We start from the raw sequence: 25095 nt of genomic DNA, 5'->3' as shown, positions 1-25095 counted from the left end.
TCGAAGAGCCCGCCGGCCAGCACGACGGCTGCACCAGACCGGATCGCCTTTCCGCCGGCAAGCCAGTCAGGAGAATCCACCCCTGTCTCAAACAATCCGCGCCGTACCTCGAAGAACCGGTGCCGATGTCCGGAATATCCACAGCGGTATAAACGTCCTCGGTAACGCTCTGCCATGTTCCATCTGGGCCCAATGGTGAAGTTCGAGTGCTCTGGCGCTGGCCTGTACTTGTTCAATGCAGATCCAGCCTACGGCGATAGCCTCGACGACGCGGAAGGGGAGGAGTACCAGGAGAGCGAAGAGGACGAGGACTACGAAAATGATCGCCGCATCGACGAAGAGCAGACGCTCGCGATGGCCCGTGAATTGGCGGAGACCAGCAACTTCGGCGTCTTTCGAACGCGGGCGGCTCGAGAGCACGCAGCTCAGCAGCATTTTGGCGAGGCGGTGGCATACAAGGCCGGCAACGCCTTCGAGTACGAGGTCCTGCCAAAACAGGTCAGTGAGATGCAGGCTGCCGGGTCGTCGGCAAAAGAAATCGCCAAGAAACTTGGCGTCACTCTCGCGAAAGTGGAGCAGGGTTTTTTACGGTAGAGGCGACCGATCAGATCAACCGACACCGCATCTGCAACTACTGCAAAATTTGCAGTAGTTCAAAAGAGGGTGGCCGAGCGGTTCAATCTATCATGCGGCTTTCTCAATGGGCTTGATGCCTGCCAGTTTCTCCGGCTTCTGCATTACATCCCACAGATCCACGCCCTGTTGCATGCGCAGCCAACTCTCGGGGGACGTGTTCAGCAGTTTTCCGATTCGGGCCGCCATCTCGGCCGAAAGGCCACGCTTCTCTAGCAACAGATCGGAGACGGTGAGGCGGCTGACACCCAGGCGCTCGGCGAAAGCGGTCTGCGACATGTCGAGCGCAGGCAATACATCCTCGCGCAGCACTGCGCCCGGATGCGTGGGGCGTCGGTCGGGATTTCGTAAGGTCTTCATCAGTGGTAGTCCTCAAGATCGACGTCGATGGCGTCCTCGCCATCGAAACGAAAGGTCAGGCGCCAGTTCCCCGACACTGACACAGCAAATGTGCCCTTGCGCTCACCTTTCAGGCCGTGAAACTTGTAGCCGGGCAGGTTCATGTCGTCAGCCTTCGTTGATGCATCCAGGCGATCCAGCAGCCGCTCCAGACGCGGCGCAAACTGTGCCGGAATGCCGCGGTAGTCGCTCCGGGTGAAAAAGCGCTCAAGCCCACGATGGCGGAATGTGCGGATCATCGGTGTCTGTAATTAGCTATAGAGCATTGTAATGCAGTGCATGACATAGTCAAGCCGCCCTGCCGAAGTGCTGATCAATCACCTTGCGCTCGTTTTTGAGCATGTCCAAGTAGTCGGCCCAGGCCTGCATCATCTTGCGGCGCTCCGGCAGGTGCTCAGCATAGTTGTACGAGGCCCGCACGCGGTTGCGCTCAGCATGTGCGAGCTGCCGCTCGATCGCGTCCCTGTTCCAGCCCTGCTCGTTCAGCAGCGTCGATGCCATAGCCCGGAAGCCGTGCCCACTCATCTGGTCGGTGGAATAACCGAGACGACGCAGAGCGGCAAGGATGGTGTTCTCAGACATCGGCCGCGTCCTGGTCCGCTCGCTCGGGAATAGGTAGCGATCGTCGCCTGTCAGCGGCTGCAAATCGGCGAGCACCGCCACGGCTTGCTCCGACAGCGGGACGATGTGGGGCTCGCCGGCTTTCATCTTGTCGCTCGGGATGCGCCACTCGGCTTTCTCCAGATCGACCTCAGACCACTCAGCGTTCCGAAGCTCTCCGGGGCGGACGAATACCAGCGGTGCCAGCTTCAACGCACAGCAGGTGGCGAAGGTTCCGGAATACCCGTGGATCGCGCGCAGCAACTCGCCTATGGCCTTCGGTTCCGTGATTGTCGCAAAGTGCCCGCCCCTGGCCGGCGGTAAAGCGCCGCGGAGATCGGCAGTGGGGTCGCGCTCTGCTCGCCCGTCATGGATCGCATACCGGAAGACAGCCCCACAGTCCTGCTTCGCTCTGTGGGCCGTATCCAGGGCGCCACGGGATTCAATGCGGCGCAACACGATCAAGACTTCCGGTGCCGTAATTGCGGAGATGGGGCGTTTGCCGATCCAGGGGAACACGTCGCGCTCGAGCCGGGCGATGACCTTTTCCGAATGACTCTCCACCCACCCTCCCGCCTTCACGCGATACTCTTTGCCGTCGTGGGTGAATTTCATGCGCCACACTTTGCGGCCGGATGGCTCGACTTCCAGGTAGACAGAGCCCGCCTCCATGGAACAGCTTGTAAGACTTCTCTCGCGCCTTCGCGTTTTTGCATCCGGTGTGCGTCAAACCGACGATTTTCCGCATGGCTGGCCCCTATTCACTTCCTGACCCCTATATCCGGCCCCCAAGAATCAGGGATGTCAATGGACGGGAATGGACAAGACGGGACAAGGCTCCCACAAAAAAGCCCGCAATTACGCGGGCTTAAGGATGAAACGGGACATATATGGACAAGTATTTGGTTAGTACAACTATCACATTTACGCATTATTTTCCTAAATTCAAGCTACTTATTGAATGCGTGAATTTCAGTTGCCCCCATAGTTGCCCCCAGCGGCCCTTCGATGCTGTAAACGGAGGCATGCCGCCCTGCATCAGCCGATCGTTGCCGGCAACGGCGGGCAAATTTTAAACGAACGGTCTACACCGGAAGCTCCCGTAGGATTACTTGCGCGGCCGTCGCGCGCCGCTCCTCTTGTCGGCGCGCGGATCGGCAGTTGGCTGGCAACGTCGGTCAGACCGTCTTGCGGCTGGCGTCCATCCGCGCCAGCAGCCAGGCATCCACTTCATGGGCGAGCCAGCCCACGGCCGCGCCACCACCCAGGCGGATCGGCTTCGGAAAAGTGGCGTCGTAGCGCAAAGACAGCGGGTTGATCTTGTCGTAAATGGTGCTGCGCGAAAGCCGCACGCTGGCTTGAAGGTCACGGCGGCGCAGGATGCGCAGCGCATTTGGTGCGGGCTGATAAAAGTCGGTCTTGATCGGTCCCGAATGGATGACATCAGGCAATTCATCGCCTGCGCCGCGGCTATGCGCGAGCCATGCGCTTTCATCGACGTACGCCTGTTTGCCGAACGTCTCACCCGGTACGACACCTTTCTGTATCCAGCCATGCACGGAGTGTGGATCGGGCATGCTCTCCTCCGCGAAATACTTCCGGCACCAGTCGGAGGCAAGTAAGAGTTTCATCTGGATAGCTCCGTGTCACGGTGCGAGCTTGAGCTTTCCGGAACGACATGGATTTCATCGTTCAGAAGACTAGGAGTCGGCATCGGCCTGACGCCCGATACGTTCCACCTCGAAGAGTGGGCGGCACTCGGCGAACCGATTCCATTTGCCATGACATTGCCAGTGTCCATTCCTGGACGCCGCTCGTTGACCATTGGAAGCAAAGTTACGCACGACGATCGGCGGACCAATAAAGACCTTTTGCTCCTTTAGAAAGTCGTCGCCACGGAACAGCGTTCGCGTGATTGGCACCTTCAATCGCTGAAGATGAAAGCCGCGTCCCGGAAGGCGCTTTCTCCTTATCACGGCGGCGCCTTCCGCATTGCGCTAGGACAGGACTACTCGATCCCCTCACCGATTCCCAGGCTACCGGAGCTAGGGGGCAACCAGCTCGGCAAGCTTGGCCGCGACGTTTGCCATCGTATCTTCTGCAGTGTTCAGGCCGCTCCGCGAGCCGAGCAGGGGGCTGACGTCGCGGAGAACGTCATACGTCGTGTCGTGCACGATGGGAACAAGCAGGTCACGCGCTAGAAGTGCCGAAAGCTCTTTGTCGGCGATGCCCTCACCTCGGAGGCGGCGCAGCAGTGCAGGGGTCACCAGCACGATCCCGACTCGCGATTTTGCCAGTCCCTTGTCGATTTCGCGGAGCAACGACGTGCCGAGGGCAACGTCCTTCTCACTGAACCAGACCGAGACACCGCGTGACTCGAGCAAATCATGCAGCTCCTTGGCCGCCCCTCCCCGATCGTCCCACGCATGGCAGAGAAAAACGTCCCGACGATCTGGCAGAGGTACTCGCTCCTCGACGCTTCGGCGGACCGGGGTGAGTGCCCGCACCTCGTCAAGCGAATACGCCACGGACGAACCGGCAGGCGACCAACGCGGCCTTGCGCTGCTGCCGACCCCGCCGCCGCTACTTCGGCCACCCCCACTACTCCCCGACGAAGAGTAGGACGGGGACGGGTACGGGTACGACGCGTAGCTGCTGTAGCTGCTGTGGCGGCCATAGCGGCCACCGCATGCAGGGCAGTCCGCTGCGGCGCTCGATGAGCGATGGCCTCTTACAGGTGCTGTGCAACTAGACATGTCGTGATGCTCCCGTTACGGCTTGCGCCACTGATCCGGCTTACCAACCGTGGTGTGACGAACACGCTCGACATGGACCGCCGCCTTGGGATTGATCTCGCGTGCGCGATCGATCGCCTCGCCCTGGGTGGACTTAACTGCGCTGGCGCGGTCCGCGCCTGGCCTCAAAACGGCGAAGCCGTTGGGGTGTTTCTCGACAAACAGGTTGTTTCCACCATCTTTCTTCATTTGAAACTCCTAAAGGTTGTTCAACTGGACTTACAGCGAGTACAGTTATAACAGATGTCAGGGCTCAAGTACAGCCTGTTAGTATAATCTGTACCACTATATCGAACAAACTGGAGAGTCTTATATGGCCCTGGGCGCCCGCCTGAAGCAGCTGCGGCTAAAAAAGGGAGAAACATTACAGGAGGTGGCTGACGCAGTAGGCGGCTCGAAGGCGCATATCTGGGACATCGAAACGGGGAAGGCCAGGAATCCAACACTTGATCTGTTGACCCGGCTGGCCAGCCACTTTGAAACGACAGTTTCGATCCTTGTCGGTGAGGAACCATTGGAGACAGATTCGCCAGAATTGCTTGTGATGTTCCGGGATCTGAAAGGGCTGTCAGAGCGTGATCGAGAGACGATTCAAGCCGTCATGAAATCACTGAAGAAGTCGGACAAGTGATCCTCTCTCGGATGGAACTCGCCGATTGTGGCTCGCTTGAAAAAATCGCCGATGAGATTTTCAGGCAGATGTCGGAAATTCCGACGCCGGTACCGATAGAGGACATCGCGCTTGCACTCGACATCGCGGATATCCGCGGCTTGGAAGCCGACGGTTTCGAAGGTGGCTTGGTCACCGATGCGGAGCGTTCCAGCGGCGCTATTCTCGTTAAAGAAGGAAGCAGCCTCGAGCGGCGACGATTCACCGTCGGGCACGAACTGGGGCATTTTTTGTGTACGTGGCACCAGCCACCGGCAAACGATGGATTTCGCTGTTCCACCGGCGACATGAGGAAAACAATCACGGGCCAAGTTGATCGATTGGCAGATATCGAGGTTCAGGCCAACCGGTTTTCGGTGCTACTGCTTCTGCCTGCGGTTGCCATCTCCAGAGACCTGAAGAAAAAGGCCGGCGTCGATATCGAACACATCCTGTACCTTGCCGGTCGCTATCAAATGAGTAAGGAGGCGACTGCGCGTCGCTATGTTGAGCTACGCGGCGAGCGGTGTGCGGCGATCGTCTCCCATTTGGGAAAGGTGCTGCGCATCTATCGACAGCGAGATTTTCCATTTATTGATGTTCGATCAGGCGAAGCCATTCCGCGTACGGCCATCACCGCGCGGTTGAATCCACCGCTAGGCCGGCCGTCGGACTGTGAAACGGTTGACGGGTCCACGTGGCTCAGCACGACGATCGGCACCCGTCTTCCGTCCCTCTACGAGCAGGTGCTCGTGCAGGCCAATGGATACCGGCTGACCCTACTTTCGTTCGATGAAGATGAAGTCGACGAGGCAGCCGAAGATGAAGAACTACGGGAATCGTGGGCGATCCGCTTTAAGGGGAAGCGCTAGCAGTGAACATCCACCCTAAGCATCCGCCCGCACCCAAGACCATCCGGGGCGCCACGGGGTAGTCTAGATCGGCGCCATCGTTTTGCCTTTCTGATACGAGGTGCAGCCCCAGAACTGGCGGCCGGCGTTGCGTCCTTTGCTTTGCGGTTCGTAGTGCCATTGATCCACCACACGCGAGGCAGGACGGAGTCGATTGTGAAAAAGTCGGGCGCTCGCTCGCTAATTCGCGATTTGGTTGTCATGCCGGCCTTCAACAGCGCGCCATCGAGTAGCCGGATATTTCGCCCTTGAACGAATTCTTTGGCGTCGGCCGTGAACTAGCCGGCGCTCACCACGATCGCACTCGCTGCTCCCTGGACCGCCATGGCGCCATAAAGCTCGCGTACCACTGCGACGCCGACGCGGATCGCGCGCCACTGCTTGCATTACACCAGGCAGAACTCGATACCCCAGCGCAGTTCGATATCGACGCCGCCATCGGAGACATTCTGACCAGTCAGACGCACCTCGAATCCTTGCTGGCGGAAGTGCTCGCCGACCAATGATTCGAACTGCTGCCAGGTCATGTCGAGTGGGGCGGATTGGCGCCGATTGCAGCAGTGTGTGCACATTGAGTTTTCGATTGCCGGGCGGCGATGACCGACGATCGCGCCGATGCTGAAGGCTATCTGCGTCCGTAACGCTTCCGGACGCATTCCAGACACGGGCCAATTCGCGCACTGCGAGGTTTTCGATTTCGTTGCGTCGTTGCTTGCTCTCAACACGGCTTCGACAGAACAGCGTCGTTTTTCAATGGCAGTTGCATTCCGGTCTAACGACAGTGCGATGCCGTAATCCCGGATTGCAGTTCACTCCCTCGCATAGACAGTTCCGTCCTCGCTTCGCCATTGACGAAGGGCGCTGAGAACGCGCTGGATCGTGGCTCTTGAGATCTGCGAGAGAGCCATGAAGAGCAGTGCAACGTGGACACACGACTTATTTCCTACGACGTTCCCGACCATGAGCCGCGCTCGCTCCTGCCTCGGCGTACTGATTGCGCTATTGCCCTTCACACACACAGCGGCGGCTCACGCTCGATACGACCGGTCATCGCCAGAAGCGCGTTACATCGAAGCGTCTGCCGAACGTCTCGGCATACCAGCGGTGTTGCTGACAGCAGTTCGCTCGCAGGATGGCGGACCGGCTGTCCCATGGCACGTGAACGCTGACGGCTCGATCGACTACAGCGTCCTGCCTATCAACACAGGATGGCTATCGGGTTGCCCGCTGCTGCGCCTCTTCGACGATTTGATCCAGTGGGAAGACTGCGTCGTCGCTGTGCTGTTTGAGGTGCGCTTGAATGGCGCGCACACGCCCGTGAAGCTCGTTACTGATGCGGCAATGGAATGCGGTGGTCTTGGGCTTGTCGAGAAAGATGGACTTCGTCATTTCACACGATCCTTGTGCTGTGGGTGCAGGTGATGAAGATGCTAGCGCGAGATCAGCAGATGCCGAACGCAGGTGAAGCGGAAAGGAGAGTCAAAAGCGAGGAAAAGAGTGAGGGCGCCGATTCGCAAAATGGGGGACATTTTGCAGGAGGGCCTGCGCCCTCGGACGCTGCGCTGGCCGCCGGTGCTGCGCACCGAGACAGCAGAAAGACGAATCCAGCGCCGCTCGCGCGGCGCCAGAAACGCAGCGAGAAGCTTCGTCTTCGGCTCACCGAAGAGGAACTGTACGGCCTGCAGCAGCTTGCCGTGAAGACCGGGATCAACCGCTGCCGGCTGGCCCGAAAAGCTTTGCGCGAACTCGTCACTGGCGGTGTCGATTTACTCGACCGCGAGCAGATGGCGGTGATGGAACTCGCGCGGCAGATGCGGTCGATCGGCGTGAACCTCAACCAGGTTGCGCGCCAGCTCAATGGCGGCGACGCACCCGGTCACGCGCTCGCAGAAGTCGTCGATCAGCTGGCGTCGGCGTGCAGCGAGAGCGAATTTACTTGGCGTCGTCTGGTCGCCACTGCACGAGCACGCACGGTGCCCGAACATGGCCGGAACTGACCAACGCGACGAGCCGGGCCTGCTCGATGAGCAGCCGCATGGGAGCAAAGCCAAGGCCGGCCGCCTACTCGGGCCGGGCAGTTCGGGCTCGCCCTATCGTCGAGCGGGCGGGACCGGCGGGGCTCTGGCGCGTAGCCTTCGGATTGCGCAGCACCGCCCACAGGCCATTCTGAAGATCACAAAGTTCGGTCATGGTGGCAGCAAGATTCTGGGGCACATCGAGTACATCCGCCGGCACGGGAAGCTGTCGCCCGAGGACGAGATGGGTGCCCCGGTCGATGACATCAATCAGTTGCGCAAGCGTGTCCGGTCGTGGGCAGAACAGGCCGGAGCCGGAATGAAGGAGCCGGGCGCTGCCCAGCTGCGGATGCGTCGCGTCACGGCGCATTTCATCCTTGATGCTGGCGCGAAGGCAAAGCCGGAAGCACTGACCAAAGCGACCCGCCAGTTCTTATCCGAGCGGTTCGGAAAGGATGGCCACGAGTATCTGTTCGTCCGTCACGACGACACGAAACAGCCGCACGTCCACGTCGTCCTGAGCCTTATGAACGCTCAGGGTAAGCGGCTGCATACGAGCGTCGCAGAGGTGCAGGCATGGCGGGAGCACTTCGCCAAGGTCGCCCGCGACCATGGCATTGATGTCGATGCGACACGAGCCTGGGAACGGGGTAAGTCGCCGACACGTTCGCGGGGAGTGGCTCGCACCGGAGCGCCGAAGCCGGCGCACTGGACCCGCGAACAGGTGAAGCGCGGACTGGAGGCGCGCAAGCAACGCCTATTGTCCGAATCGACCGTGGCAGCGTCGGCCGGCGACCATAAAAAGGCCGCGGCCTTGAAGGCGAAGGCCGCCAGCCTGCGGATGCGGACGGATGATCAGTTGGTCCGACGGGTCGCAGCGGAAGGACGGACGGCGGCACCGGAAAAAACGTGGGAAGAGGCCCGAGTCCGCAACGCCCACCAAGTTTCGCAAGGCTTTCGGGACCAGTCCGATGCGCTTCTGATCGAGGCCAAAGCTGCCGACAACGAGCCACGGCGACAGACGCTAGAACGTGCCTCGCTGTTGCTTCGAGTGCTGGCAAATGAAACCCAGCCGACGCCCACCCGTGGTCAACAGATAGCCACCGCCGTGAACAAAAACCGTGGCCGAGAATCGGGTTCTGAACGCGACCGCGATCGTTGAAATTGGATCGGCCGCCGTCGGCACCAGAACAGCGACGATTGCCGCGAAAAGCCGAGAGTATTTGGGGGCGAGCCTGATCCAGCTCGCACCTCATAGCGGCGTATAATCGACCACCGATGATCTCGGGGAGCAAGTATGGCTATGAAGCGCGCTTTTATCAGTTTTGACTATGACCACGACGAGGGAGCCAAGATTATGCTCGCCGGTCAAGCTAAGCACTCTGATAGCCCGTTCGAGTTCAAAGATTCGTCCGTTAAGGACCATCTCACCGGTGACTGGAAGGAAAAGGTCAGGCGCCGCATGGACAATATCGACGTTGTTATTGTCCTGTGCGGCGAATCTACTCATACGGCAAAAGGTGTCGCTGAGGAATTGTCGATAGCCAAGGAAAAGAACAAACCCTACTTCCTTTTGCAGGCCTATTCCACGAAGACTTGCACCAAACCCACGTCCGCGAGCTCATCGGACAAGCTTTATAACTGGACTTGGGAAAATTTGAAGACATTGATCGCTGGCGGGCGATAAAGCTGCCCCCATCGCTATGGCCTCCTTCGAAGAACCAAAATTTAACGACGATCTATTGCTTTCTCAGGACGACCGGGAACTCGCAAGCAGGACTTTTCCGAATCTCTTCCCGCTACTTGATTTTCCAGAGTTGAGAGAGACCTTCGGCAGGCACGATCGACCTGCGAATCGGCTGAAGAAAAAGCGTCAACGCTGGGGCATCGCCGCTATCGCAATGGGGGTAGTTGCGCTGCTGGGCGCATCTTCAAGCCCGCTGCTAGAAGATGCTGGCGACTGGCCGCGGGCTATCGGATGGATTTCCGCCTTTCTCGGCATCGTCAGTGTTCTTATCGGTGCATTAGGAATTGCCAGCGAATCCAGCAAACACGATTGGTTTTGTCATCGTTTGATGACAGAGCGCTTAAGGCAGCTGCACTTTCAGATCATGGTCTTCCGGTTACCGGAAGTTCTGGTCGCTTTACAAGATGGGCAGCGGATGCAGGATCTGTTGGCCAATCGCCGAACATGGCTGTCAGCCTTTGGCCTACGCTACGAGGGGCACGAGGCCGCGAAACTTAAGGCGGTTCTCGATGATAGTGACGACAGCGAATTCGAGATGCTGATCGCCGACAGCTCCTCGATACCTACGGAAATCGGGTCTGCGGCCGAGGACTTTTTAGCCGCATATCGTCTGCTTCGGCTCGAACACCAGATTCAATACGCAAATACAATGCTGCGCAACGACGCGAAGTTGCTACCAAAATCGGCAGCCGGTCAATTTCGCGTATTGCGTGCTATAGCTCTCGCTTGTATCGCTGTTATGTTTGCCCTGCATCTATGGGTGGCCGCCACCCTCGCCAGAGGGCAAGCAGTCGGCCATTTGATCGAGGTCGTCGTCGTCTGGCTAGCTATCGTCATGATGGCAACCAGGGCGTTCGAGGAAGGGCTTCAGCCCGGCCGAGAGATTGAGCGATACTCGAATTACCGCGCGAATTTGAAGCGATTGCTCAGGCAGTTCGACCAAACGACGAGCCTGCCGGAGAAGCAAAAACTCATGGTTGAGACCGAGAGGGTCGTCTATCAAGAGATGCGTGCCTTTCTTTTGTTGCATGAAGACGCACGATTCGTTCTATAACTCCGACCTCAGAGGTCCACCAAGGCGACCACGTAGGACGGCGCACGGATCAGATTTTTATAAAAAAGTACACCGTTCTGACTATTTCAGATACCGATCAACCGCGCTGCTTTCGGGTCATAGATCAGATCGGTAATTGACCCGTCACGAATGTGCTGCACCGCTTCGTCAATCACATGCAGCGGCACCAGAAACCATTCCCTTGGCTTCACCGGATTTCCAAAGCGATCTTCAATCGTCAAATCGAGCTGAGCACCGCCAAATAAACGGTGGAAAATATTTTCCAGCCTGACGCGATTCAGATTGTGAAGCGTGTAGGTAGCAATTACTTCAACATCAGCAAGAAGGTAAGTGGCATCCTTTTCCGCCGCTGCGATCCGCGCTTCAACCTTTCCGCCCGTCACGCCGATTTTGTGGATCAGTTCGCGGTGCTCGATAACGAATGGATGGCTGGACAGGCTACGCAGCACGTAGATCGTTCCGCTTTCAATGTCGTCAGGCTCTGACTCATCGCCGAACAGCGGCCCCAAGTCTGGATCAGTCAGACGCCGGCCGGTATCGTCCTTATATAGCGCTCGCTGTAAGGAGCGGCGAAGCAAATTGCTTTCCGTGCCATTGGCATAGATGACGCGCAAGCGAGCATCGCTCTCGCCGTTCGGTGCCTTGATGGCCTCGCCGGTCTCCGCCACATAAGCCAGTTGCCCACCTACGATGAAATAGTTCCCGTTGGCGATGCTGGTATCCCGCCCGAACCGCAGCGTTTTGCGAGCACCGGACTTAAGGTCGCGTTCTACCTGCTCGAATAAGGGTTCAAACTTGTCGAAGTCCGCGCAGGGCATGCGATCGGCAACTTCCTCTGCCACACGTTTCTCGGCGTGAGACCGCACATGGCGAAGCACGGTGATGTCGTCTTCGGCCGCGGGTTCGTCGCCAATGCCCAACTCGGCCAGGAGTGCATCTTCATCCAAGCCATCCGCATCGACCACGACCGCCATAGCTCCCGCCAAAAGTCCCGGACTATCCAGCTCGGCCAACAAGGTTTGCGCTTCCGGCAGCCTGCGCAGCTGGTCCAGGCGCACGGCATATAAGCGCTCGAAGATATCGTGATCCTCTCCATGCAGCGGCGCGCGACCGTGGGCCTGGTGGAAGCGCAAGATGTCCTCGAAGCCGGCGATGATACGTTCCTCACGCGGAGTTCGGCTGCCGGCCTTCAGCGGCGCGATTTCTACACCCAGAGCATCTAGTAGGGCGTCATCGTCCATGTCAGCCATCGCTAGACTTCCCTTGCGCCTGGGTCGCCTTGGCCTGAGCGCGGTAGCGCACCAGCGCGGCAACGCCCTCGGCCATTTTCTTTTCCCAAGCATCGGCTGAGTTGATGTCCGGCAGGCGACCTCGCTCGTTTTTGAACTGCAAGGCGCGTTTCGCAAGTTCGCGGGCTTCGTCCTCGGGAATGCTTACCTTCTTGGCGGCAATGCTGGCCTGCACCTGCCGCAGCGATTTTTCGTCCATCGCTTTTGCCAACACGGCGTAGGCCGCATCAAAGGGGTTGATGCGGTCGATCAGGTCGATGTCCAGGTCGCGCACGTTGACGAACTTGCGCACGCCATCCAGCAAAGCGGTGCTACCTTGTGACGATCCCGCTGCATCCGCCTGAGCTAGGGCCAGCTTCGCCTGTTGGGTGATGTTCATGGCCGCGATGGCGTGCTGTCGGATGGCCTCCTGATCGACTTCGCTCAGGTCCGGGTATCGCTCGCGCACGATCTTACCCATACGCAACTGGGTCAGCTCTTCGGGTAGCGTGTTTTCCTTGTCGAACAGGCCGCGCTCCACTACGGTCTTGTCCTGCAAGAAACTCGTAACCACCTCGTTCAAGTCTTCTTTGCAGATGCGAGTGGCTTCGGGCGTTTCCGGTGTAGCCAATCCGTTGATCTCGACGTGATACTGGCCCGTGGACTCGTTCACGCCAACATTAGTGCGACCTGTTTGATAACCGTCGGGTCCGTAGTTAAAGCCTGGCTTCTCCCCGGCGTCCTTCGGCGTGAACTCATAGCGCGGCGCCAGCACTTGCTCCATCAGCAAGCTGGCAGAGATGGCCTTGAGCATGTCGTTCACTGCCTCGGCAACGGCAGTTTGTTCTGCCGCGGGCTCGGCGATCAGATTGGTGAAGCGCGCTCGTTCCTTCCCGTTCGCATCACGGGTGGCACGGCCAATGATCTGCACAATCTCGGTCAGGCTGCTGCGATAGCCGATAGTCAACGCATGCTCGCACCAAATCCAATCAAAGCCTTCTTTCGCCATACCCAGTGCGATGACAACATCGACATGGTCTCGATTTTCCTTTTGCGCCGAGTCCTTCAATGCTGACAAGACGCGAGAACGCTTGGCAGCATCGCTGTCATCGACAAGATCAGCCACCTTCAAAATACGACCATCCTTGGCTTGCACATGGTGAAAGCCGGTGGACGGATCGACGCCCTTCCATTCGCCCAGCGCACTCATGATCTCGTTCACTTCGCGCTCTTTGTCTTGCAGGCTCTCGCGCGAATTGACGTTGGGAATGTGAACGATGGTCTTCAGCGCCGGGTCCAAGACCTTGGCGACGGCATCCACGTAACGGCCGGTGTAGAAGAAATAGCCGATGTCCAGCGACTTGAGCCAGCGATAGCCGTTGAGTTGTTCGTAGTAGGTGTAGGTGACGGTCTCGAATCGAGCTTCGTCCGCAGGCGCCAGCACTGCCTCGCTGTCGCCGCGAAAGTAGGAGCCGGTCATCGCGACCAGATGCACCTTGTCACGGGTGATCAACGCACCCAGCTGGCTGCCCAGCCGGTTGTCCGGATTGCTGGAGACGTGGTGGAACTCGTCGATGGCGATGAGACGTTTGTCGAACGCCTCGATGCCCAGTTCGTCCACTGCGAACCGGAAGGTGGCATGGGTGCAAACTAGCACCTTGTCGGTGCTCGCCAGGAACTTGCGCACCGCGTCCACCTTGGACTTGGCCACGCGGGGCTCGTCCGCGCCGGGGGCATTGCACAGGTTCCACTGCGGCGCGACCTGCCAATCCCAGTAGAAGCCGTACTGGCTCAAGGGCTCATCGGAAAAGCTGCCGCCAATCGAGCGCTCCGGCACGACGACGATGGCCTGCTGCAAACCCTGATTATTGAGCTTGTCCAGCGCAACGAACATCAGCGCGCGGGACTTCCCCGAGGCCGGCGGCGACTTGATCAGCAGATACTGCTCGCCCCGCTTGGCGTAGACGCGCTCCTGCATGGCCCGCATACCCAGCGCGTTGGCCTTGTTTGAAGCGCCCGTGCGCGCCGTGGTGATGGACACCGACGGCACGGTATATGTATTGGTTGGGTTGATCATTCCGAGTCGTCTTCAGTGGATATGCCGCCGCCCGTGAGTTCGCGCTCGATCTGTTCGATGCTGGGCAGGCTGGTCTGCAGCTCGGCAGGGAGGGATTCGAGCAACTTATATTCGGCAATACCCATGGGCTGGGTCTTGTCGCCCAAGGCATATTCAGCCACCACCTTGTTCTTGCTCTTGCAGAGCAAGAGGCCGATGGTTGGGTTGTCTTGCTCGCTTTTGACTTGGCGATCCACCGCAGTTAGATAAAAACCGAGTTGGCCCAGGTGCTCGGGCTTGAACTTGCCGCCCTTGAGTTCGATCACTACATAACAGCGCAGCTTGAGGTGATAGAACAACAGGTCGATGAAAAACTCGTCACCGCCAACGTTCAGCAGCACCTGGCGACCGACGAATGCGAAGCCCGCGCCAAGTTCCAGCAAGAACTCGGTGACGTGTTTCACCAGAGCGTTCTCTATCGCGCGCTCCTGCGCCTCATCGGTCAGGCCGAGGAAGTCGAAGCGGTAGGGGTCTTTGAGCGACTCACGAGCCAAGTCGGATTGCGGCTTTGGCAGGCGAGCCTCGAAGTTGGTGACCGCCACGCCGCTGCGCGCCAGCAGGCCGGTTTCGATTTGGATGTTTAGTACGTTTCGAGACCAGTTGTGCTCGATGGCTTTGGCTAAGTACCAGCGACGCTCTTCCGGCGAGTTGAGCCTGTCCAGCAGAACCAGATTGTGTCCCCAGGGCAATTGTGCAGCAGCCTGTTGCACAAAGTCTGCATCGGGCCACGCTTCGGCAAAAGCGCGCATGTACTTGAGATTACGCGGAGAAAAACCCTTCATAGCGGGAAAAGCTGTGCGCAGGTCGTGCGCCAGCCGCTCGATCACCTTGGCACCCCAGCCCTGTTCGGCCTGCCGCGCCAGAATGTCTCGCCCGATCTGCCAGTACAGCAGCACCAATTCGCGGTTGACCGCCAGCGTGGCGCGCTGCTGCGCGGCGTGGATACGGCCTTTGAGATCGGCCAGCCAGTCGGCATAGCCTTCGGGGGGTTTAGTCATACTAATGGGGCTATCGCTCATGCTTTCTTTCCCCTGGGCGCCTTCGTGGCGACCACGGCCTTGGCCGCTGCTGCCGTCATCTTCGTATACAGCTCGAACAGTTTCTCCAGCCGCTCGGTGTCGTTCTTGAAGCGGCGGCCGATGTAGATGCGTTCCAGCACTTCGTCGTTGCGCTCGTGAGCGTGGCGCAGGTTGTCCGGCATAACGTCCGGGTCGTAGAGGTCGGCGATGGTGGCGGGGAAATGCGCTTCCCGGGCCAGCAGGATGTTTTCGGAGCAGGCAGTCAGATCGGCCTTATTCTGCTCGGTGAGCAGCGGCACCGGGAAGGTGTTCCAGCCGAGGGTGCTGGAGTAGCGAAAATCGGTTTTAATTCGCCCACAGACAGTCGCGATCCAAATTAGGTGTATGCGTGAAACAAGAAGCGAAAAAGCCCAACGAGGAGCATCAAACATTGCGAATGCTCCATCTGCAACGATTGCACCTTTTGGATAGAGACTGACCGGCAAATATGGTCTGGCGGCCGAGGAATGGCGTGGAACCAGAACAACAGCCTCCTCGCCAGTCTGACGAACCTGCTGAAACGCATACGGAGTTTCTGCGCATTTCCTCGTGAACTCCTTTCCACTCGCCGAGCGCATCTCAACAACTCGATCTGTGCGTTCCTTGATTGCCGGAATACTCAGTGCGAAATCAGCTTGTTTATCATTAATCCACAAGCAATACCTCAGACCACCCTGGATTGTGTCAGCAGCTCCAATAAATGGACGAATAAATGGCAAAACCCGCCCATCTTGTTGCTTCATCAACCGTGCTTCATTCACGCCAAAGAGAAGATTTCCACCATCTGCCGGCTGATTTCCCTTAGTCATTTTTCCAAGCGGACAAATAGCGTCTGTTGAGGTTTCGACTAAGATGTCACGAGTGGGAACAAGATAGGCATTGATATTATCAACATCACGCCGCTTAACACCGTCATCGCCGGCTTCCTCGTACAACGACACCTTGCTTGCCGAATTTGTAGAAAGTCCGATAATAACGACCGTGACACCGGCATTATGCGCAGCAAGGTTCGCCCATTTGAAAGAGGTGTATGCGAACCTAATTCGTAGCCCACCACCAAGAATAAGCGGCCACAGGCGTGCCACTTGTTCGCCTTGGGTAATCGAATTAGTGCTGACGAAGGCGCAAGCAGCCCTTGTTGCTATTGCGTACCGTGCAAACTTTATAAACCAACCGGAAACGTAATCGAGCGACTTCCAACTATCGGTTTCAGATTCGAACAGAGCTTTCATATCCGATTTTTGTATCGCGTTCTGCTCCGTTCCACCTTTGTATGGCGGATTTCCGCAGACATACGTTTCGCCGCCCTCATTCTCGAAGCTGATTTCTGTCTGGTTGAGCGGTGTGCCGAACAAGTCATCAGCAATTAGCTTCACGCCCGCACCCGTAGGCGGGCAAATACTCAACCAATCCAGCCTCAGCGCATTACCGCAAACGATCCAGTTCTGCGTATCCAGCGGCAGAAATTCCGCAAGCGCGTCCTTCTGCCCGCGATACAGCACGTCGCACTGGAACTCGGCAATGATTAGCGCAAGCCGAGCAATTTCCGCTGGAAAATCGCGCAGCTCGATGCCGCGAAAGTTGGTCAGCGGGATTTCACTACCCAGACTCGATTCGCCGCGTCGGCGATTGATTTGCGCCTCGATTTCGCGCATCTGCTTATACGCGATAACCAGAAAATTGCCGGACCCGCAGGCCGGATCGAACACGCGGATACGCGCCATGCGCTTGCGCAGGTTCAGCAATTTGCGATCGTTATCGCCGGCCTCATTCAAAGCGGCGCGCAACTCATCCAGAAACAGCGGATTCAGCACTTTGAGGATATTGGGCACGCTGGTGTAGTGCATGCCGAGCGCGCCGCGCTCTTCGTCGTCAGCCACGGCCTGGATCATGCTGCCAAAGATGTCCGGGTTGATCTGCTTCCAGTTCAGATTGCCGGCGTGGTTCAGATAAGTGCGCGCCATGCGCGTAAAGCGCGGCACCTCGGTGCTGCCGCTGAACAGGCCGCCGTTTACATACGGGAAGCCATTGGCCCAGCTTGGTAAACGCGGCTCGGCATCGGGGCGATCGGCGACCTTGATGTTCATCGCGCGGAAGACGGTTTGCAGCACCTCGTGCGTATTGGCGCCGTCGCGCTCGCTCATCTGCTCCACGGTCTGCGTGAGCAGGCCCTCGCCGTTGAAGATGTCGGTATCTTCGGCAAAAAAGCAGAAAATCAATCGTGCCATGAAGTGGTTCATATCGGCGCGACGCGCGTCCGAGGCCCAGCTCGGGTTCTCGCGCAGCAACTCGACATACAGCTTGTTCAGGCGCCCTGTGGCGCGCACATCAACCGGGTTGTCCTTGATCTCCTTGATAGTGGAGATACCTGCCAGCGGCAGGAAAAAACCAAAATGATTGGAGAAGTCCGAGTAGGCGCAGGCGATTGTCTCGCCATTGGCTAGTTCTTCAGCCTCCAGAGTCTCCCCGTCGGTGGCGAGGATAAACTTGGCCTTACCCTTGGTAGTGGCCGGGCTGGCGCGCAGGGCCTTGAGCGTTTCACCGACAGCATCGGGTTCGCACACGGCAAGATGGATGTTGCTGCGCTGGAGCACTCCACCGAACACATCCGACGCATTATTGTTGCCTGCACGCAGGCGCTTAAGGGCGGTGTCCTTGTTACCGAAGGCAGCCAGGAACGCGTAGGGAAACTCTGCCCCATCGAACGGCTGAAGGGCCAACTCCGATATTGCGGTCTCGATTTCTACTGCATTCATGGTCTGCCGCTGTCCAAATCGCGCACACGAAATGCGGCGGTTTCAGTAATTGACGTGGGTCTATGGCGAGAGTTCGGAGGTGCCCCACCGCCTTACCCAAGACGCCGCGTCTCATTGTCCTACATCAGGCCCGGCGGGGCTGGTCCTTTTGCGTGAAAGTGAGCGCATCAAGATGGTCCGCCCATGCCTGCATCATCCTTCGACGCTCCGGCAGGTGCTCGGCATAGTTGTATGAGGCTCTCACCCGGTTGCGCTCGGAATGCGCCAACTGCCTCTCAATCGCGTCCTTGTTCCAGCCCTGCTCGTTCAGCAGCGTTGATGCCATCGCTCGGAATCCATGGCCAGTCATCTGCTCGGTCGAGTATCCGAGACGGCGCAGAGCGGCCAGAACCGTGTTCTCAGACATTGGCCGAGAACCGGTGCGCACGCTGGGGAACAGGTAGCGGCCTTCGCCGGTCAGTGGTCGGAGGTCTGCCAGAACAGCCAGCGCTTGCTCCGAGAGCGGGACGATGTGCGGCACCCTCATCTTCATTTTCTCGCCGGGAATGCGCCACTCGGCTTTCTCGGAGTCGACTTCGGACCACTCGGCATTCCTAAGCTCGCCAGGACGAACGAAGACCAACGGTGCCAGCCGCAGCGCGCATCCGGTCACGAAGCCACCTGAATATGTGCCGGTGGCGCGCAGTAGTTCACCGATCGCCTTGGGGTCAGTGATTGTCGCGAAGTGCCCGCCCTTCGCTGGCGGTAGGGCGCCGCGCAGGTCACCGGTCGGATCACGTTCGGCGCGACCTGTGGCGACTGCGTAGCGGAAGACGGCGCCGCAGTCCTGCTTGGCGCGGTGCGCCGTGTCCAAGGCACCACGGAATTCGATTCGGCGCAGTGTGGCCAAAACATCTGGAGCGGTGATCGAAGCAATCGGACGCATGCCAAGCCAGGGGAACAGGTCGCGCTCCAACCGTGCCTCCACTTTTGAGGAATGGCTTTCGACCCAATTTGGCTTGTGCTTGGCGAACCACTCGCGGGCGATCACCTCAAAGCTGTCGCTGGCCTTCTCTACCGCCGCCTTCAGCGCCTTCCGGCTCTCGCCGGGATCGATTCCCTTGCCGAGCAGCTTGCGGGCCTCGTCGCGCTTTTCCCGCGCATCGCTGAGCGACACGTCCGGGAAGACTCCGAAGGAAATGCGCTTCTCCTTGCCCCCAAAACGGTACTTCAGACGCCACCACTTGCCCCCATTGGGGGCAACTTCCAGGTAAAGACCCCCTCCGTCGAACAGCCGTTGTGCCTTTGCGGCCGGTTTGACGTTACGAATTGCCGTCGCTGTAAGGGGCATTTGGGGGCAACCGCTTTGGAGTTGAGGTGACTTGCCCCCACAGTTGCCCCCAGTTGCCCCCGGAAGTCAATGGATCAGCTCGGACACCTTCGGATCGAAGGACACAAAAAACCCCGCAATTACGCGGGGTTATGTGCAGCCTTGGACTTCTTTGGACACTTGTTTGGTGGATAGTACAGGGATTGAACCTGTGACCCCCGCCGTGTGAAGGCGATGCTCTACCGCTGAGCTAACTATCCGAAGGGCGCGAATGATAGAGCCCGCTCCGGGGTGCGTCAACGCGGCGTGCGGCGCTCGCGGAAGAAGTCGCGCAGCAGTTCGGCAGCCTCACCTTCGAGTACGCCGCCGACCCATTCCGGCTGATGATTCAGCCGCGGCCGCGCGATGACGTCGTAGACCGAGTCGACCGCACCAGCCTTGGGGTCGCGCGCGCCGAACACCAGGCGCGACACGCGCGCATGGATGATCGCGCCGGCGCACATCACGCAGGGCTCCAGCGTCACATACAGCGTGGTGCCGGCAAGCCGGTAGTTGCCCAGCTTCTGGCCGGCGCTGCGCAGCGCCAGCATCTCGGCGTGTGCGCTGGCGTCGTGCAGCGAGATCGGCAGGTTCCAGCCTTCGGCGACGATCTCGCCATTGCGGTCGACCAGCACCGCACCGACCGGTACCTCGCCCGCGTCGGCGGCGCGGCGCGCGACCATCAGCGCATGGCGCATCCAGCGCTCGTCTTCGGGCAGCACAGCGCCCTGGCGGGTGGATGCGGCGGAATCCGGCAGTTCGGCGAGGATGCGGCTGACGACGCCGGCGGTGTCGGCGAGCACGTCCTCGCTGTTGAAGCTCAGCAGCTGGAAGCCTTCAGCCCGCAAGCATTGCTCCCGGTCAATGTCGGCCGAATCGATCTCGATGATGATTTTTGGAGCGAGGCAGATGAAGTCGACGATGTAGGGGCCAACGGCTTCGTCGCGGCGAAACCGGCAGCCCGGGATCTTGCGGCGCAGATACGGCCACAGCCGGAGTTCGGCTTCGGTCGGCCGGCGGCGTGGCGGCAGCGGGTCGGGCGGTGCCGGCGGTTTCACGTCCTCCATGGTCGGCCTCGGTCGGAATGTGGTTGACGCTGCCGGCGGCGCGCAGCACGAAGCTGCCACGTTAGCAGCAGTCTTTATGCGGCACGAGTCGCCGCGACTGGCGGCGGTCGGCCACAATGTTTCGACTACTACAGCGTGTAGAGTTGCGCGCCGGACGGGTCGGCGCAACGCCTGACAAGCTGGACCAAACCAATAAAAATGACGGAGAGAGCATGCGTAATCGACAAGTCGGAACCGCCCGCTGGATCAGCGGCGCGGTGCTCGCCACCTTATCGGGTGTCGCATCGGCCGATGCGAGCCGTGATGCGCAGGCACCGGCCGCAGTCGAAACCGTCACCGTCACCGCAACCCGCCTGCCAGTGGCCGCGTTCGACGTGCCCGCCTCGATCGACGTCGTCTCCGGCAACGATCTTCACGGCAACTCCCTGGGCGTGAACCTGTCCGAATCCCTGCCCGCGGTCGCCGGCCTGCTCGCCCGCGATCGCCAGAACTACGCCCAGGACACGCAGATATCGATCCGCGGCTTCGGCGCGCGCTCGACCTTCGGCGTGCGCGGCGTGCGCCTGTATCTGGACGGCATCCCGGCGACCCAGCCCGACGGCCAGGGCCAGGTCTCGCACTTCAACATCGGCTCGGCCGACCGCGTGGAAGTGCTGCGCGGGCCGTTCTCGGCGATGTACGGGAACTCCTCCGGCGGCGTCATACAGATGTTCACCGCCGACGGGTCGGACCAGCCCATCGTGTCCGGCGGCATGGCCGGCGGCAGCTTCGGCACCTGGCGCACCAGCATCGGCGTCAGAGCCAGCCTCGACCCCGAAAAGAACATCGACTACAACTTCAACTACACCGCCTTCCATACCGAGGGCTTTCGCGATCACAGCGAGGCGCGGCGCGAATCCTTCAACACCAAGCTCGGCTGGCAACTGTCGACCGACAGCAAGCTGACGTTCGTACTGAATTCCTTCTCGTCCCCTGACGCGCAGGACCCGCTGGGCCTGAGCCGCGCGCAGTTCGAAGATCATCCGAGCCAGGCGGCCCCGGTGGCGACGCAGTTCAACACCCGCAAGAGCGCCGACCAGGTTCAGGGCGGCGCGATCTACGATCTTCGCCTCAACGACGAGCAGAGCATCCGCGTGCTCGGCTACTACGGGCAGCGCAATATCGAGCAGTACCTGGCGATCCCGATCAGCGTGCAGCAGGCGAGCGCGACACATTCCGGCGGCGTCGTGAGCCTGGGCAGCGACTACGGCGGCAGCGATGCGCGCTGGACTTATGCGGGCCTGTTGGGTGACCGGAAATTCAGCCTGGTCGCCGGCATGAGCTTCGACGATCTGTCACAGCATCGGCGCGGATACAACAACTTCATCGGCACCGAGGTCGGCGTCAAAGGTGCGCTGCGCCGCGACGAAACCGACCAGGTCTACGATCTCGACGAGTACCTGCAGGCGAGCTATCAGCTGAGCGGTCGCTGGTCGGCGCTGGCGGGCGTGCGGCACAGCCAGGTCAAGTTCGATTCCGACGATCACTACATCGTCGGCGCCAACGGCGACGACAGCGGCAAGGCGGACTATTCGGCAACGACGCCGGTCGCCGGCCTGATGTTCCAGGCCAGCAAGGCGCTGCATTTCTACGGTGCCTACGGCGAGGGCTTCGAGACACCGACGTTTGCCGAACTCGGCTATCGACCGGACGGCGGCGCAGGCCTGAACTTCGACCTGAAATCGTCCAAGACACGCAATGCCGAGATCGGCGCCAAGCTGCGCCTGCCGCGCAAAACCGAATTCGATGTCGCGGTGTTCCAGGCCAATACCGACAAGGAGCTGGCGGTGGCGAGCAATGTCGGCGGTCGATCCACCTACCTGAATATCGACCACACGCGGCGCCAGGGTGTCGAGAGCAGCCTGAGCACCGAGATCGTCCGCGATCTGCGCCTGCAACTCGCCTACACCTGGCTCGATGCCACGGTGCGTGATGGCTACCGGACCTGCTCGAGCACGCCGTGCCCGGTGCCGACCACGCCGGTGCCGGCGGGCAGCCGGATTCCGGGCGTGCCGAAGAACAGCCTGTATGGCGCCTTCAACTGGGGCCGATCCGCCGGATGGAATGCGGAGATCGACGCACGCTATATCGGCTCGGTGCCGGTCAACGACATCAACACCCAGTCGGCGCCGTCGTACACGCTGGTCGGCCTTGGCGCGGGCTACGTATTCGATCTGCCGCACTGGCGGATTCGCAACTTCCTGCGGCTCGACAACCTGTTCGGCAAGGACTACGTCGGCTCGGTGATCGTCAACGACGGCAACGGCCGCTATTACGAACCCGGCCCTGGCCGTAGCCTGCTCGCCGGAGTGAACTTCGACTGGATGTATTGAGTAGGTCGCTTTCGTAAGTCGGCAATCCCTTGCCGACCTACTGATACTTCAGCCCTGGAGCCGCCAGCGAGCCAGCGCAATGTGACGGGTCTGGCCCAGCAGGCTGTGGACGAGCACGAATTCCTGAACCGTCCAGCTGACCGGTTCGATCGGCTGCTCGGCAAAAGGGCTTTTGTCGTAGAGCAGGGTCATGTGCGGCGTGAAATTTTTCTCGGCCTTGCGGCCCAGGCCGGCTTTCGTCATCTCAAGGACCAGCGCTTGCTGAAATGCGATCAAGGCCGCGAGACCCTCACCCCCTTGCAGCACCACAGCCCTCGCGCTCGCGAAGCTCGCAACGCGATCGAAGCAGACGTCGAAAGACGATGCCGCGACCGCGCCGCCCGCTTTGGTCGCGGCGGCGACAAGATCCCTGGGCACGCCGACGTAGTCACCTAGATGATTCAGCGTGACATGCAGGCGATCACTCGCCAGCGGCTGGCCGCCGAGACGATGCCGGCTGCGCAGGTCACATGCGAGTGCCGCGGCCTGCGCCGCCGCATCGGTGGCCGGGAAGATCGCGAAGAACAGGCGATCCGTCGCGGTTTCAGGCTCGCCGAACAGCGATGCCTGGGCCGAGGGATGTGCGCGATTCACCTTGCTCACTTGCGCACGCAGGCATGTCGCATCAGGTCCGCGGGCTGCGAGGGGCGGCCGCGACGCGAGAGATAGTCCGGCGAGCCGACGACCACCCAGCGCAAGGGCCGCGTCAGCGGCACCGCCACCATGTCCTGCGGCACGGTGCCGGCGTCGTAGCCGTCGGCGACGATGTCGACCAGACGGTCCTCGACGGTGATTTCGAGCCGGACGTCCGGGTAGGCCGCGAAGAAAACAGGAAGTATCGGCCCGAGCAGGAGCCGGGAGGCATCGCGCGGCACGTTGATGCGCAGCCGCCCCGCGGGTACGCCGCGATAGACATCCAGTTCGCCCAATGCATCGCCGATCGCCTGGAAGCCGCGCTCCAGCTTGTCGGCCAGTTCGGAGCGAGAGAAGGCTGGCATCGGTGACTCCGTCGTTGCGCGCAGTTTAATGGACCGTTGAAATCCATTCATCGTCCTTTTAACTACATCGAATGCGCTCTTTCAACGGATGACGATGACCATGGAAACACTGCATATCGAAGGTATCGCGACACCTGTCTCACGCGTCGGGCTCGGCACTTGGGCCATCGGCGGCTAGATGTGGGGCGGTACCGACGACGCCCAGTCGATCGCGACGATACGCGCTGCCATCGACTCGGGCATCAACCTCATCGACACCGCGCCGGTCTACAGCTTCGGTCACTCGGAAGAAGTGCTCGGCCATGCCCTGGAGGGCCTGCGCGACCAGGCCGTGATCGCCACCAAGGCGGGCCTGGACTGGCCAAACGGTTCGGTGCGGCGCAATGCGACGGCAGCGCGCATCCGCACCGAGGTGGAGGACTCGCTGCGCCGGCTGCGCACGGACCGCATCGATCTCTACCAGATCCACTGGCCGGACCCGCTGGTGCCTCACGACGAGACCGCCATGCAGCTGGAGACTCTCCGGCGCGAGGGAAAGATCCTCGCCATCGGCGTGAGCAACTATTCGCCGTCGCAGATGGAGAGCTTCAGCCGCAAGGCGCCGCTGGCCACGGTGCAGCCGCCCAACCTGTTCGAGCGCAGCATCGAGAACGACGTGCTGCGCTACGCCAGGCAGCACGGCCTGACGGTCCTCGCGTACGGCACCCTGTGCCGCGGGCTGCTATCGGGACGCATGCGTGCGGACACGGTCTTTCCGCGCGACGACCTTCGCAGCTCCGATCCCAAGTTCCAGCAACCGCGCTTCGGCCAATACCTGGCGGCCGTCGATGCGCTGGAGCGCTACGCGCGCGAACGCCACGGCAAGTCGGTGCTGGCGCTGGCGATACGCTGGATCCTCGACCAGGGACCGACGCTTGCGCTGTGGGGCGCGCGTCGGCCGGACCAGCTCGCCGGTGTGCTTATCAGGGGACCTCTGACGGCCGAGTCGGACAGCGCCAACCCTGTCCACACGGACTGAAGCCCACCCCTTCGGAAGCTCACTATTGATAACGCTCATCGCCCCCCTTTTGCACCTGCTTTGAAAGTCTTGCTCACCGCATTCTGTCGCGTACGGATACCCTTTGTGAACGGCGGTTCAAATCCGCGTAAATCTGGCGGCGAGAAGTCAGCGAGTCCAATCCAGGCTGGACAGAACGGGGGATGGTTGGCGGTCGCGTGAGCGATGCCCAGTGCCGACACGGGCCTGGGC

General features: G+C 60.2%; 22 protein-coding genes, 1 tRNA gene and 4 pseudogenes. 9 read left to right on the top strand and 18 right to left on the bottom strand.

Annotation, left to right across the window (positions count from 1 at the left end):
- The first annotated feature begins 174 nt into the window (after positions 1 to 174).
- Complete coding sequence (locus JWQ90_RS07790; protein WP_299691694.1) at positions 175 to 594, top strand: hypothetical protein; 420 nt, start codon at positions 175 to 177, stop codon at positions 592 to 594.
- Positions 595 to 684: 90 nt separating this feature from the next.
- Here JWQ90_RS07790 and JWQ90_RS07785 read toward each other — a convergent pair whose 3' ends face one another.
- The 6 genes from JWQ90_RS07785 to JWQ90_RS07760 all read right to left on the bottom strand — a co-directional run bounded on the left by JWQ90_RS07785 (position 685) and on the right by JWQ90_RS07760 (position 4616).
- Positions 685 to 993 carry a HigA family addiction module antitoxin gene (locus JWQ90_RS07785; protein ID WP_299691691.1) on the bottom strand — a complete coding sequence of 103 codons (309 nt, stop codon included), beginning with the start codon at positions 991 to 993 and terminating at the stop codon, positions 685 to 687.
- Positions 993 to 1271: a type II toxin-antitoxin system RelE/ParE family toxin gene (locus JWQ90_RS07780; protein WP_299691688.1), complete on the bottom strand. Its 279-nt coding sequence runs from the start codon at positions 1269 to 1271 to the stop codon at positions 993 to 995. Before JWQ90_RS07780 ends, JWQ90_RS07785 begins: the two co-directional genes overlap by 1 nt.
- 49 nt (positions 1272 to 1320) lie before the next feature.
- On the bottom strand, positions 1321 to 2247 hold the full coding sequence (locus JWQ90_RS07775; RefSeq protein ID WP_299691685.1) for a site-specific integrase: 927 nt from the start codon (positions 2245 to 2247) through the stop codon (positions 1321 to 1323).
- Positions 2248 to 2810: 563 nt separating this feature from the next.
- Positions 2811 to 3263: an AlpA family phage regulatory protein gene (locus JWQ90_RS07770; RefSeq protein WP_299691682.1), complete on the bottom strand. Its 453-nt coding sequence runs from the start codon at positions 3261 to 3263 to the stop codon at positions 2811 to 2813.
- A 414-nt stretch (positions 3264 to 3677) separates the two neighbouring features.
- Entirely contained in the window at positions 3678 to 4388 is a 711-nt protein-coding gene (locus tag JWQ90_RS07765; protein ID WP_366919463.1) for a toll/interleukin-1 receptor domain-containing protein, read from the bottom strand.
- A 15-nt stretch (positions 4389 to 4403) separates the two neighbouring features.
- Positions 4404 to 4616, bottom strand: coding sequence for a DUF2188 domain-containing protein (locus JWQ90_RS07760; RefSeq protein WP_299691676.1), 213 nt, complete (start codon positions 4614 to 4616; stop codon positions 4404 to 4406).
- A gap of 124 nt (positions 4617 to 4740) precedes the next feature.
- On the opposite strand from JWQ90_RS07760, the gene JWQ90_RS07755 reads away from it, so the two are divergent.
- Positions 4741 to 5058 (top strand): helix-turn-helix transcriptional regulator, encoded by a 318-nt coding sequence (locus JWQ90_RS07755; protein WP_299691674.1) that lies wholly within the window; start codon positions 4741 to 4743, stop codon positions 5056 to 5058.
- Between the two features lie 11 nt (positions 5059 to 5069).
- Positions 5070 to 5948: an ImmA/IrrE family metallo-endopeptidase gene (locus tag JWQ90_RS07750; protein WP_299691671.1), complete on the top strand. Its 879-nt coding sequence runs from the start codon at positions 5070 to 5072 to the stop codon at positions 5946 to 5948.
- A gap of 317 nt (positions 5949 to 6265) precedes the next feature.
- On the opposite strand, the pseudogene JWQ90_RS29150 reads toward JWQ90_RS07750, so the two are convergent.
- Both JWQ90_RS29150 and JWQ90_RS07740 read right to left on the bottom strand, forming a co-directional pair.
- Positions 6266 to 6514 (bottom strand): annotated as a pseudogene (locus tag JWQ90_RS29150) (restriction endonuclease).
- A 685-nt stretch (positions 6515 to 7199) separates the two neighbouring features.
- Positions 7200 to 7376, bottom strand: coding sequence for a hypothetical protein (locus tag JWQ90_RS07740; RefSeq protein WP_299691666.1), 177 nt, complete (start codon positions 7374 to 7376; stop codon positions 7200 to 7202).
- A gap of 59 nt (positions 7377 to 7435) precedes the next feature.
- On the opposite strand from JWQ90_RS07740, the gene mobC reads away from it, so the two are divergent.
- The 4 genes from mobC (at position 7436) to JWQ90_RS07720 (ending at position 10803) form a co-directional block, all read left to right on the top strand.
- Positions 7436 to 7984 carry a plasmid mobilization relaxosome protein MobC gene (mobC, locus tag JWQ90_RS07735; protein ID WP_299691664.1) on the top strand — a complete coding sequence of 183 codons (549 nt, stop codon included), beginning with the start codon at positions 7436 to 7438 and terminating at the stop codon, positions 7982 to 7984.
- Positions 7971 to 9164, top strand: a complete 1194-nt coding sequence (locus JWQ90_RS07730; protein WP_299691661.1) for a relaxase/mobilization nuclease domain-containing protein — start codon at positions 7971 to 7973, stop codon at positions 9162 to 9164. The genes mobC and JWQ90_RS07730 overlap by 14 nt, the downstream gene beginning before the upstream one ends.
- A gap of 135 nt (positions 9165 to 9299) precedes the next feature.
- Positions 9300 to 9689: a TIR domain-containing protein gene (locus JWQ90_RS07725; protein ID WP_299691658.1), complete on the top strand. Its 390-nt coding sequence runs from the start codon at positions 9300 to 9302 to the stop codon at positions 9687 to 9689.
- A 16-nt stretch (positions 9690 to 9705) separates the two neighbouring features.
- On the top strand, positions 9706 to 10803 hold the full coding sequence (locus JWQ90_RS07720; protein ID WP_299691655.1) for a hypothetical protein: 1098 nt from the start codon (positions 9706 to 9708) through the stop codon (positions 10801 to 10803).
- A gap of 86 nt (positions 10804 to 10889) precedes the next feature.
- Here JWQ90_RS07720 and JWQ90_RS07715 read toward each other — a convergent pair whose 3' ends face one another.
- The 8 genes and pseudogenes from JWQ90_RS07715 to JWQ90_RS29140 all read right to left on the bottom strand — a co-directional run.
- Positions 10890 to 12074, bottom strand: coding sequence for a GIY-YIG nuclease family protein (locus JWQ90_RS07715; RefSeq protein ID WP_299691652.1), 1185 nt, complete (start codon positions 12072 to 12074; stop codon positions 10890 to 10892).
- Complete coding sequence (locus JWQ90_RS07710) at positions 12067 to 14169, bottom strand: DEAD/DEAH box helicase (RefSeq protein ID WP_299691649.1); 2103 nt, start codon at positions 14167 to 14169, stop codon at positions 12067 to 12069. Before JWQ90_RS07710 ends, JWQ90_RS07715 begins: the two co-directional genes overlap by 8 nt.
- Positions 14166 to 15227 (bottom strand): PDDEXK nuclease domain-containing protein, encoded by a 1062-nt coding sequence (locus JWQ90_RS07705; protein ID WP_299691646.1) that lies wholly within the window; start codon positions 15225 to 15227, stop codon positions 14166 to 14168. Before JWQ90_RS07705 ends, JWQ90_RS07710 begins: the two co-directional genes overlap by 4 nt.
- Positions 15224 to 18022 carry a DNA methyltransferase gene (locus JWQ90_RS07700; protein WP_299691644.1) on the bottom strand — a complete coding sequence of 933 codons (2799 nt, stop codon included), beginning with the start codon at positions 18020 to 18022 and terminating at the stop codon, positions 15224 to 15226. The genes JWQ90_RS07705 and JWQ90_RS07700 overlap by 4 nt, the downstream gene beginning before the upstream one ends.
- 124 nt (positions 18023 to 18146) lie before the next feature.
- Positions 18147 to 19352 (bottom strand): integrase arm-type DNA-binding domain-containing protein, encoded by a 1206-nt coding sequence (locus JWQ90_RS07695; protein WP_299691641.1) that lies wholly within the window; start codon positions 19350 to 19352, stop codon positions 18147 to 18149.
- Positions 19353 to 19516: 164 nt separating this feature from the next.
- Positions 19517 to 19591 (bottom strand) — tRNA-Val (locus JWQ90_RS07690).
- A 36-nt stretch (positions 19592 to 19627) separates the two neighbouring features.
- Positions 19628 to 20092 carry a tRNA adenosine(34) deaminase TadA gene (gene tadA / locus JWQ90_RS29145; protein ID WP_366919464.1) on the bottom strand — a complete coding sequence of 155 codons (465 nt, stop codon included), beginning with the start codon at positions 20090 to 20092 and terminating at the stop codon, positions 19628 to 19630.
- 45 nt (positions 20093 to 20137) lie between these two features.
- Positions 20138 to 20437 (bottom strand): annotated as a pseudogene (locus tag JWQ90_RS29140) (DUF559 domain-containing protein); the annotation flags it as partial.
- 212 nt (positions 20438 to 20649) lie between these two features.
- On the opposite strand from JWQ90_RS29140, the gene JWQ90_RS07680 reads away from it, so the two are divergent.
- Positions 20650 to 22809 carry a TonB-dependent receptor gene (locus JWQ90_RS07680; RefSeq protein ID WP_299691637.1) on the top strand — a complete coding sequence of 720 codons (2160 nt, stop codon included), beginning with the start codon at positions 20650 to 20652 and terminating at the stop codon, positions 22807 to 22809.
- 48 nt (positions 22810 to 22857) lie between these two features.
- Here the strand turns inward: JWQ90_RS07680 and JWQ90_RS07675 are convergent, their stop codons facing one another.
- On the bottom strand, positions 22858 to 23442 hold the full coding sequence (locus JWQ90_RS07675; protein WP_299691635.1) for a 2'-5' RNA ligase family protein: 585 nt from the start codon (positions 23440 to 23442) through the stop codon (positions 22858 to 22860).
- An 11-nt stretch (positions 23443 to 23453) separates the two neighbouring features.
- A pseudogene (locus JWQ90_RS07670) lies at positions 23454 to 23861 on the bottom strand (LysR substrate-binding domain-containing protein); the annotation flags it as partial.
- A 79-nt stretch (positions 23862 to 23940) separates the two neighbouring features.
- On the opposite strand from JWQ90_RS07670, the pseudogene JWQ90_RS07665 reads away from it, so the two are divergent.
- Positions 23941 to 24864, top strand: a pseudogene (locus JWQ90_RS07665) (aldo/keto reductase).
- The last annotated feature ends 231 nt before the right edge of the window (positions 24865 to 25095 follow it).

Origin of the sequence: Hydrocarboniphaga sp. (assembly GCF_028291725.1) — a bacterium.
Lineage (GTDB): Bacteria > Pseudomonadota > Gammaproteobacteria > Nevskiales > Nevskiaceae > Hydrocarboniphaga.
This window is presented reverse-complemented; position numbering and strand designations above follow the sequence as displayed.

Coding starts and splice junctions, on each gene's coding strand:
- JWQ90_RS07790 (WP_299691694.1), top strand. CDS start 175: ATGTTCCATCTGGGCCCAATGGTGAAGTTCGAGTGCTCTGGCGCTGGC.
- JWQ90_RS07785 (WP_299691691.1), bottom strand. CDS start 993: ATGAAGACCTTACGAAATCCCGACCGACGCCCCACGCATCCGGGCGCA.
- JWQ90_RS07780 (WP_299691688.1), bottom strand. CDS start 1,271: ATGATCCGCACATTCCGCCATCGTGGGCTTGAGCGCTTTTTCACCCGG.
- JWQ90_RS07775 (WP_299691685.1), bottom strand. CDS start 2,247: ATGAAATTCACCCACGACGGCAAAGAGTATCGCGTGAAGGCGGGAGGG.
- JWQ90_RS07770 (WP_299691682.1), bottom strand. CDS start 3,263: ATGAAACTCTTACTTGCCTCCGACTGGTGCCGGAAGTATTTCGCGGAG.
- JWQ90_RS07765 (WP_366919463.1), bottom strand. CDS start 4,388: ATGTCTAGTTGCACAGCACCTGTAAGAGGCCATCGCTCATCGAGCGCC.
- JWQ90_RS07760 (WP_299691676.1), bottom strand. CDS start 4,616: ATGAAGAAAGATGGTGGAAACAACCTGTTTGTCGAGAAACACCCCAAC.
- JWQ90_RS07755 (WP_299691674.1), top strand. CDS start 4,741: ATGGCCCTGGGCGCCCGCCTGAAGCAGCTGCGGCTAAAAAAGGGAGAA.
- JWQ90_RS07750 (WP_299691671.1), top strand. CDS start 5,070: ATGGAACTCGCCGATTGTGGCTCGCTTGAAAAAATCGCCGATGAGATT.
- JWQ90_RS07740 (WP_299691666.1), bottom strand. CDS start 7,376: ATGACGAAGTCCATCTTTCTCGACAAGCCCAAGACCACCGCATTCCAT.
- mobC (WP_299691664.1), top strand. CDS start 7,436: ATGCCGAACGCAGGTGAAGCGGAAAGGAGAGTCAAAAGCGAGGAAAAG.
- JWQ90_RS07730 (WP_299691661.1), top strand. CDS start 7,971: ATGGCCGGAACTGACCAACGCGACGAGCCGGGCCTGCTCGATGAGCAG.
- JWQ90_RS07725 (WP_299691658.1), top strand. CDS start 9,300: ATGGCTATGAAGCGCGCTTTTATCAGTTTTGACTATGACCACGACGAG.
- JWQ90_RS07720 (WP_299691655.1), top strand. CDS start 9,706: ATGGCCTCCTTCGAAGAACCAAAATTTAACGACGATCTATTGCTTTCT.
- JWQ90_RS07715 (WP_299691652.1), bottom strand. CDS start 12,074: ATGGCTGACATGGACGATGACGCCCTACTAGATGCTCTGGGTGTAGAA.
- JWQ90_RS07710 (WP_299691649.1), bottom strand. CDS start 14,169: ATGATCAACCCAACCAATACATATACCGTGCCGTCGGTGTCCATCACC.
- JWQ90_RS07705 (WP_299691646.1), bottom strand. CDS start 15,227: ATGAGCGATAGCCCCATTAGTATGACTAAACCCCCCGAAGGCTATGCC.
- JWQ90_RS07700 (WP_299691644.1), bottom strand. CDS start 18,022: ATGAATGCAGTAGAAATCGAGACCGCAATATCGGAGTTGGCCCTTCAG.
- JWQ90_RS07695 (WP_299691641.1), bottom strand. CDS start 19,352: ATGCCCCTTACAGCGACGGCAATTCGTAACGTCAAACCGGCCGCAAAG.
- JWQ90_RS07680 (WP_299691637.1), top strand. CDS start 20,650: ATGCGTAATCGACAAGTCGGAACCGCCCGCTGGATCAGCGGCGCGGTG.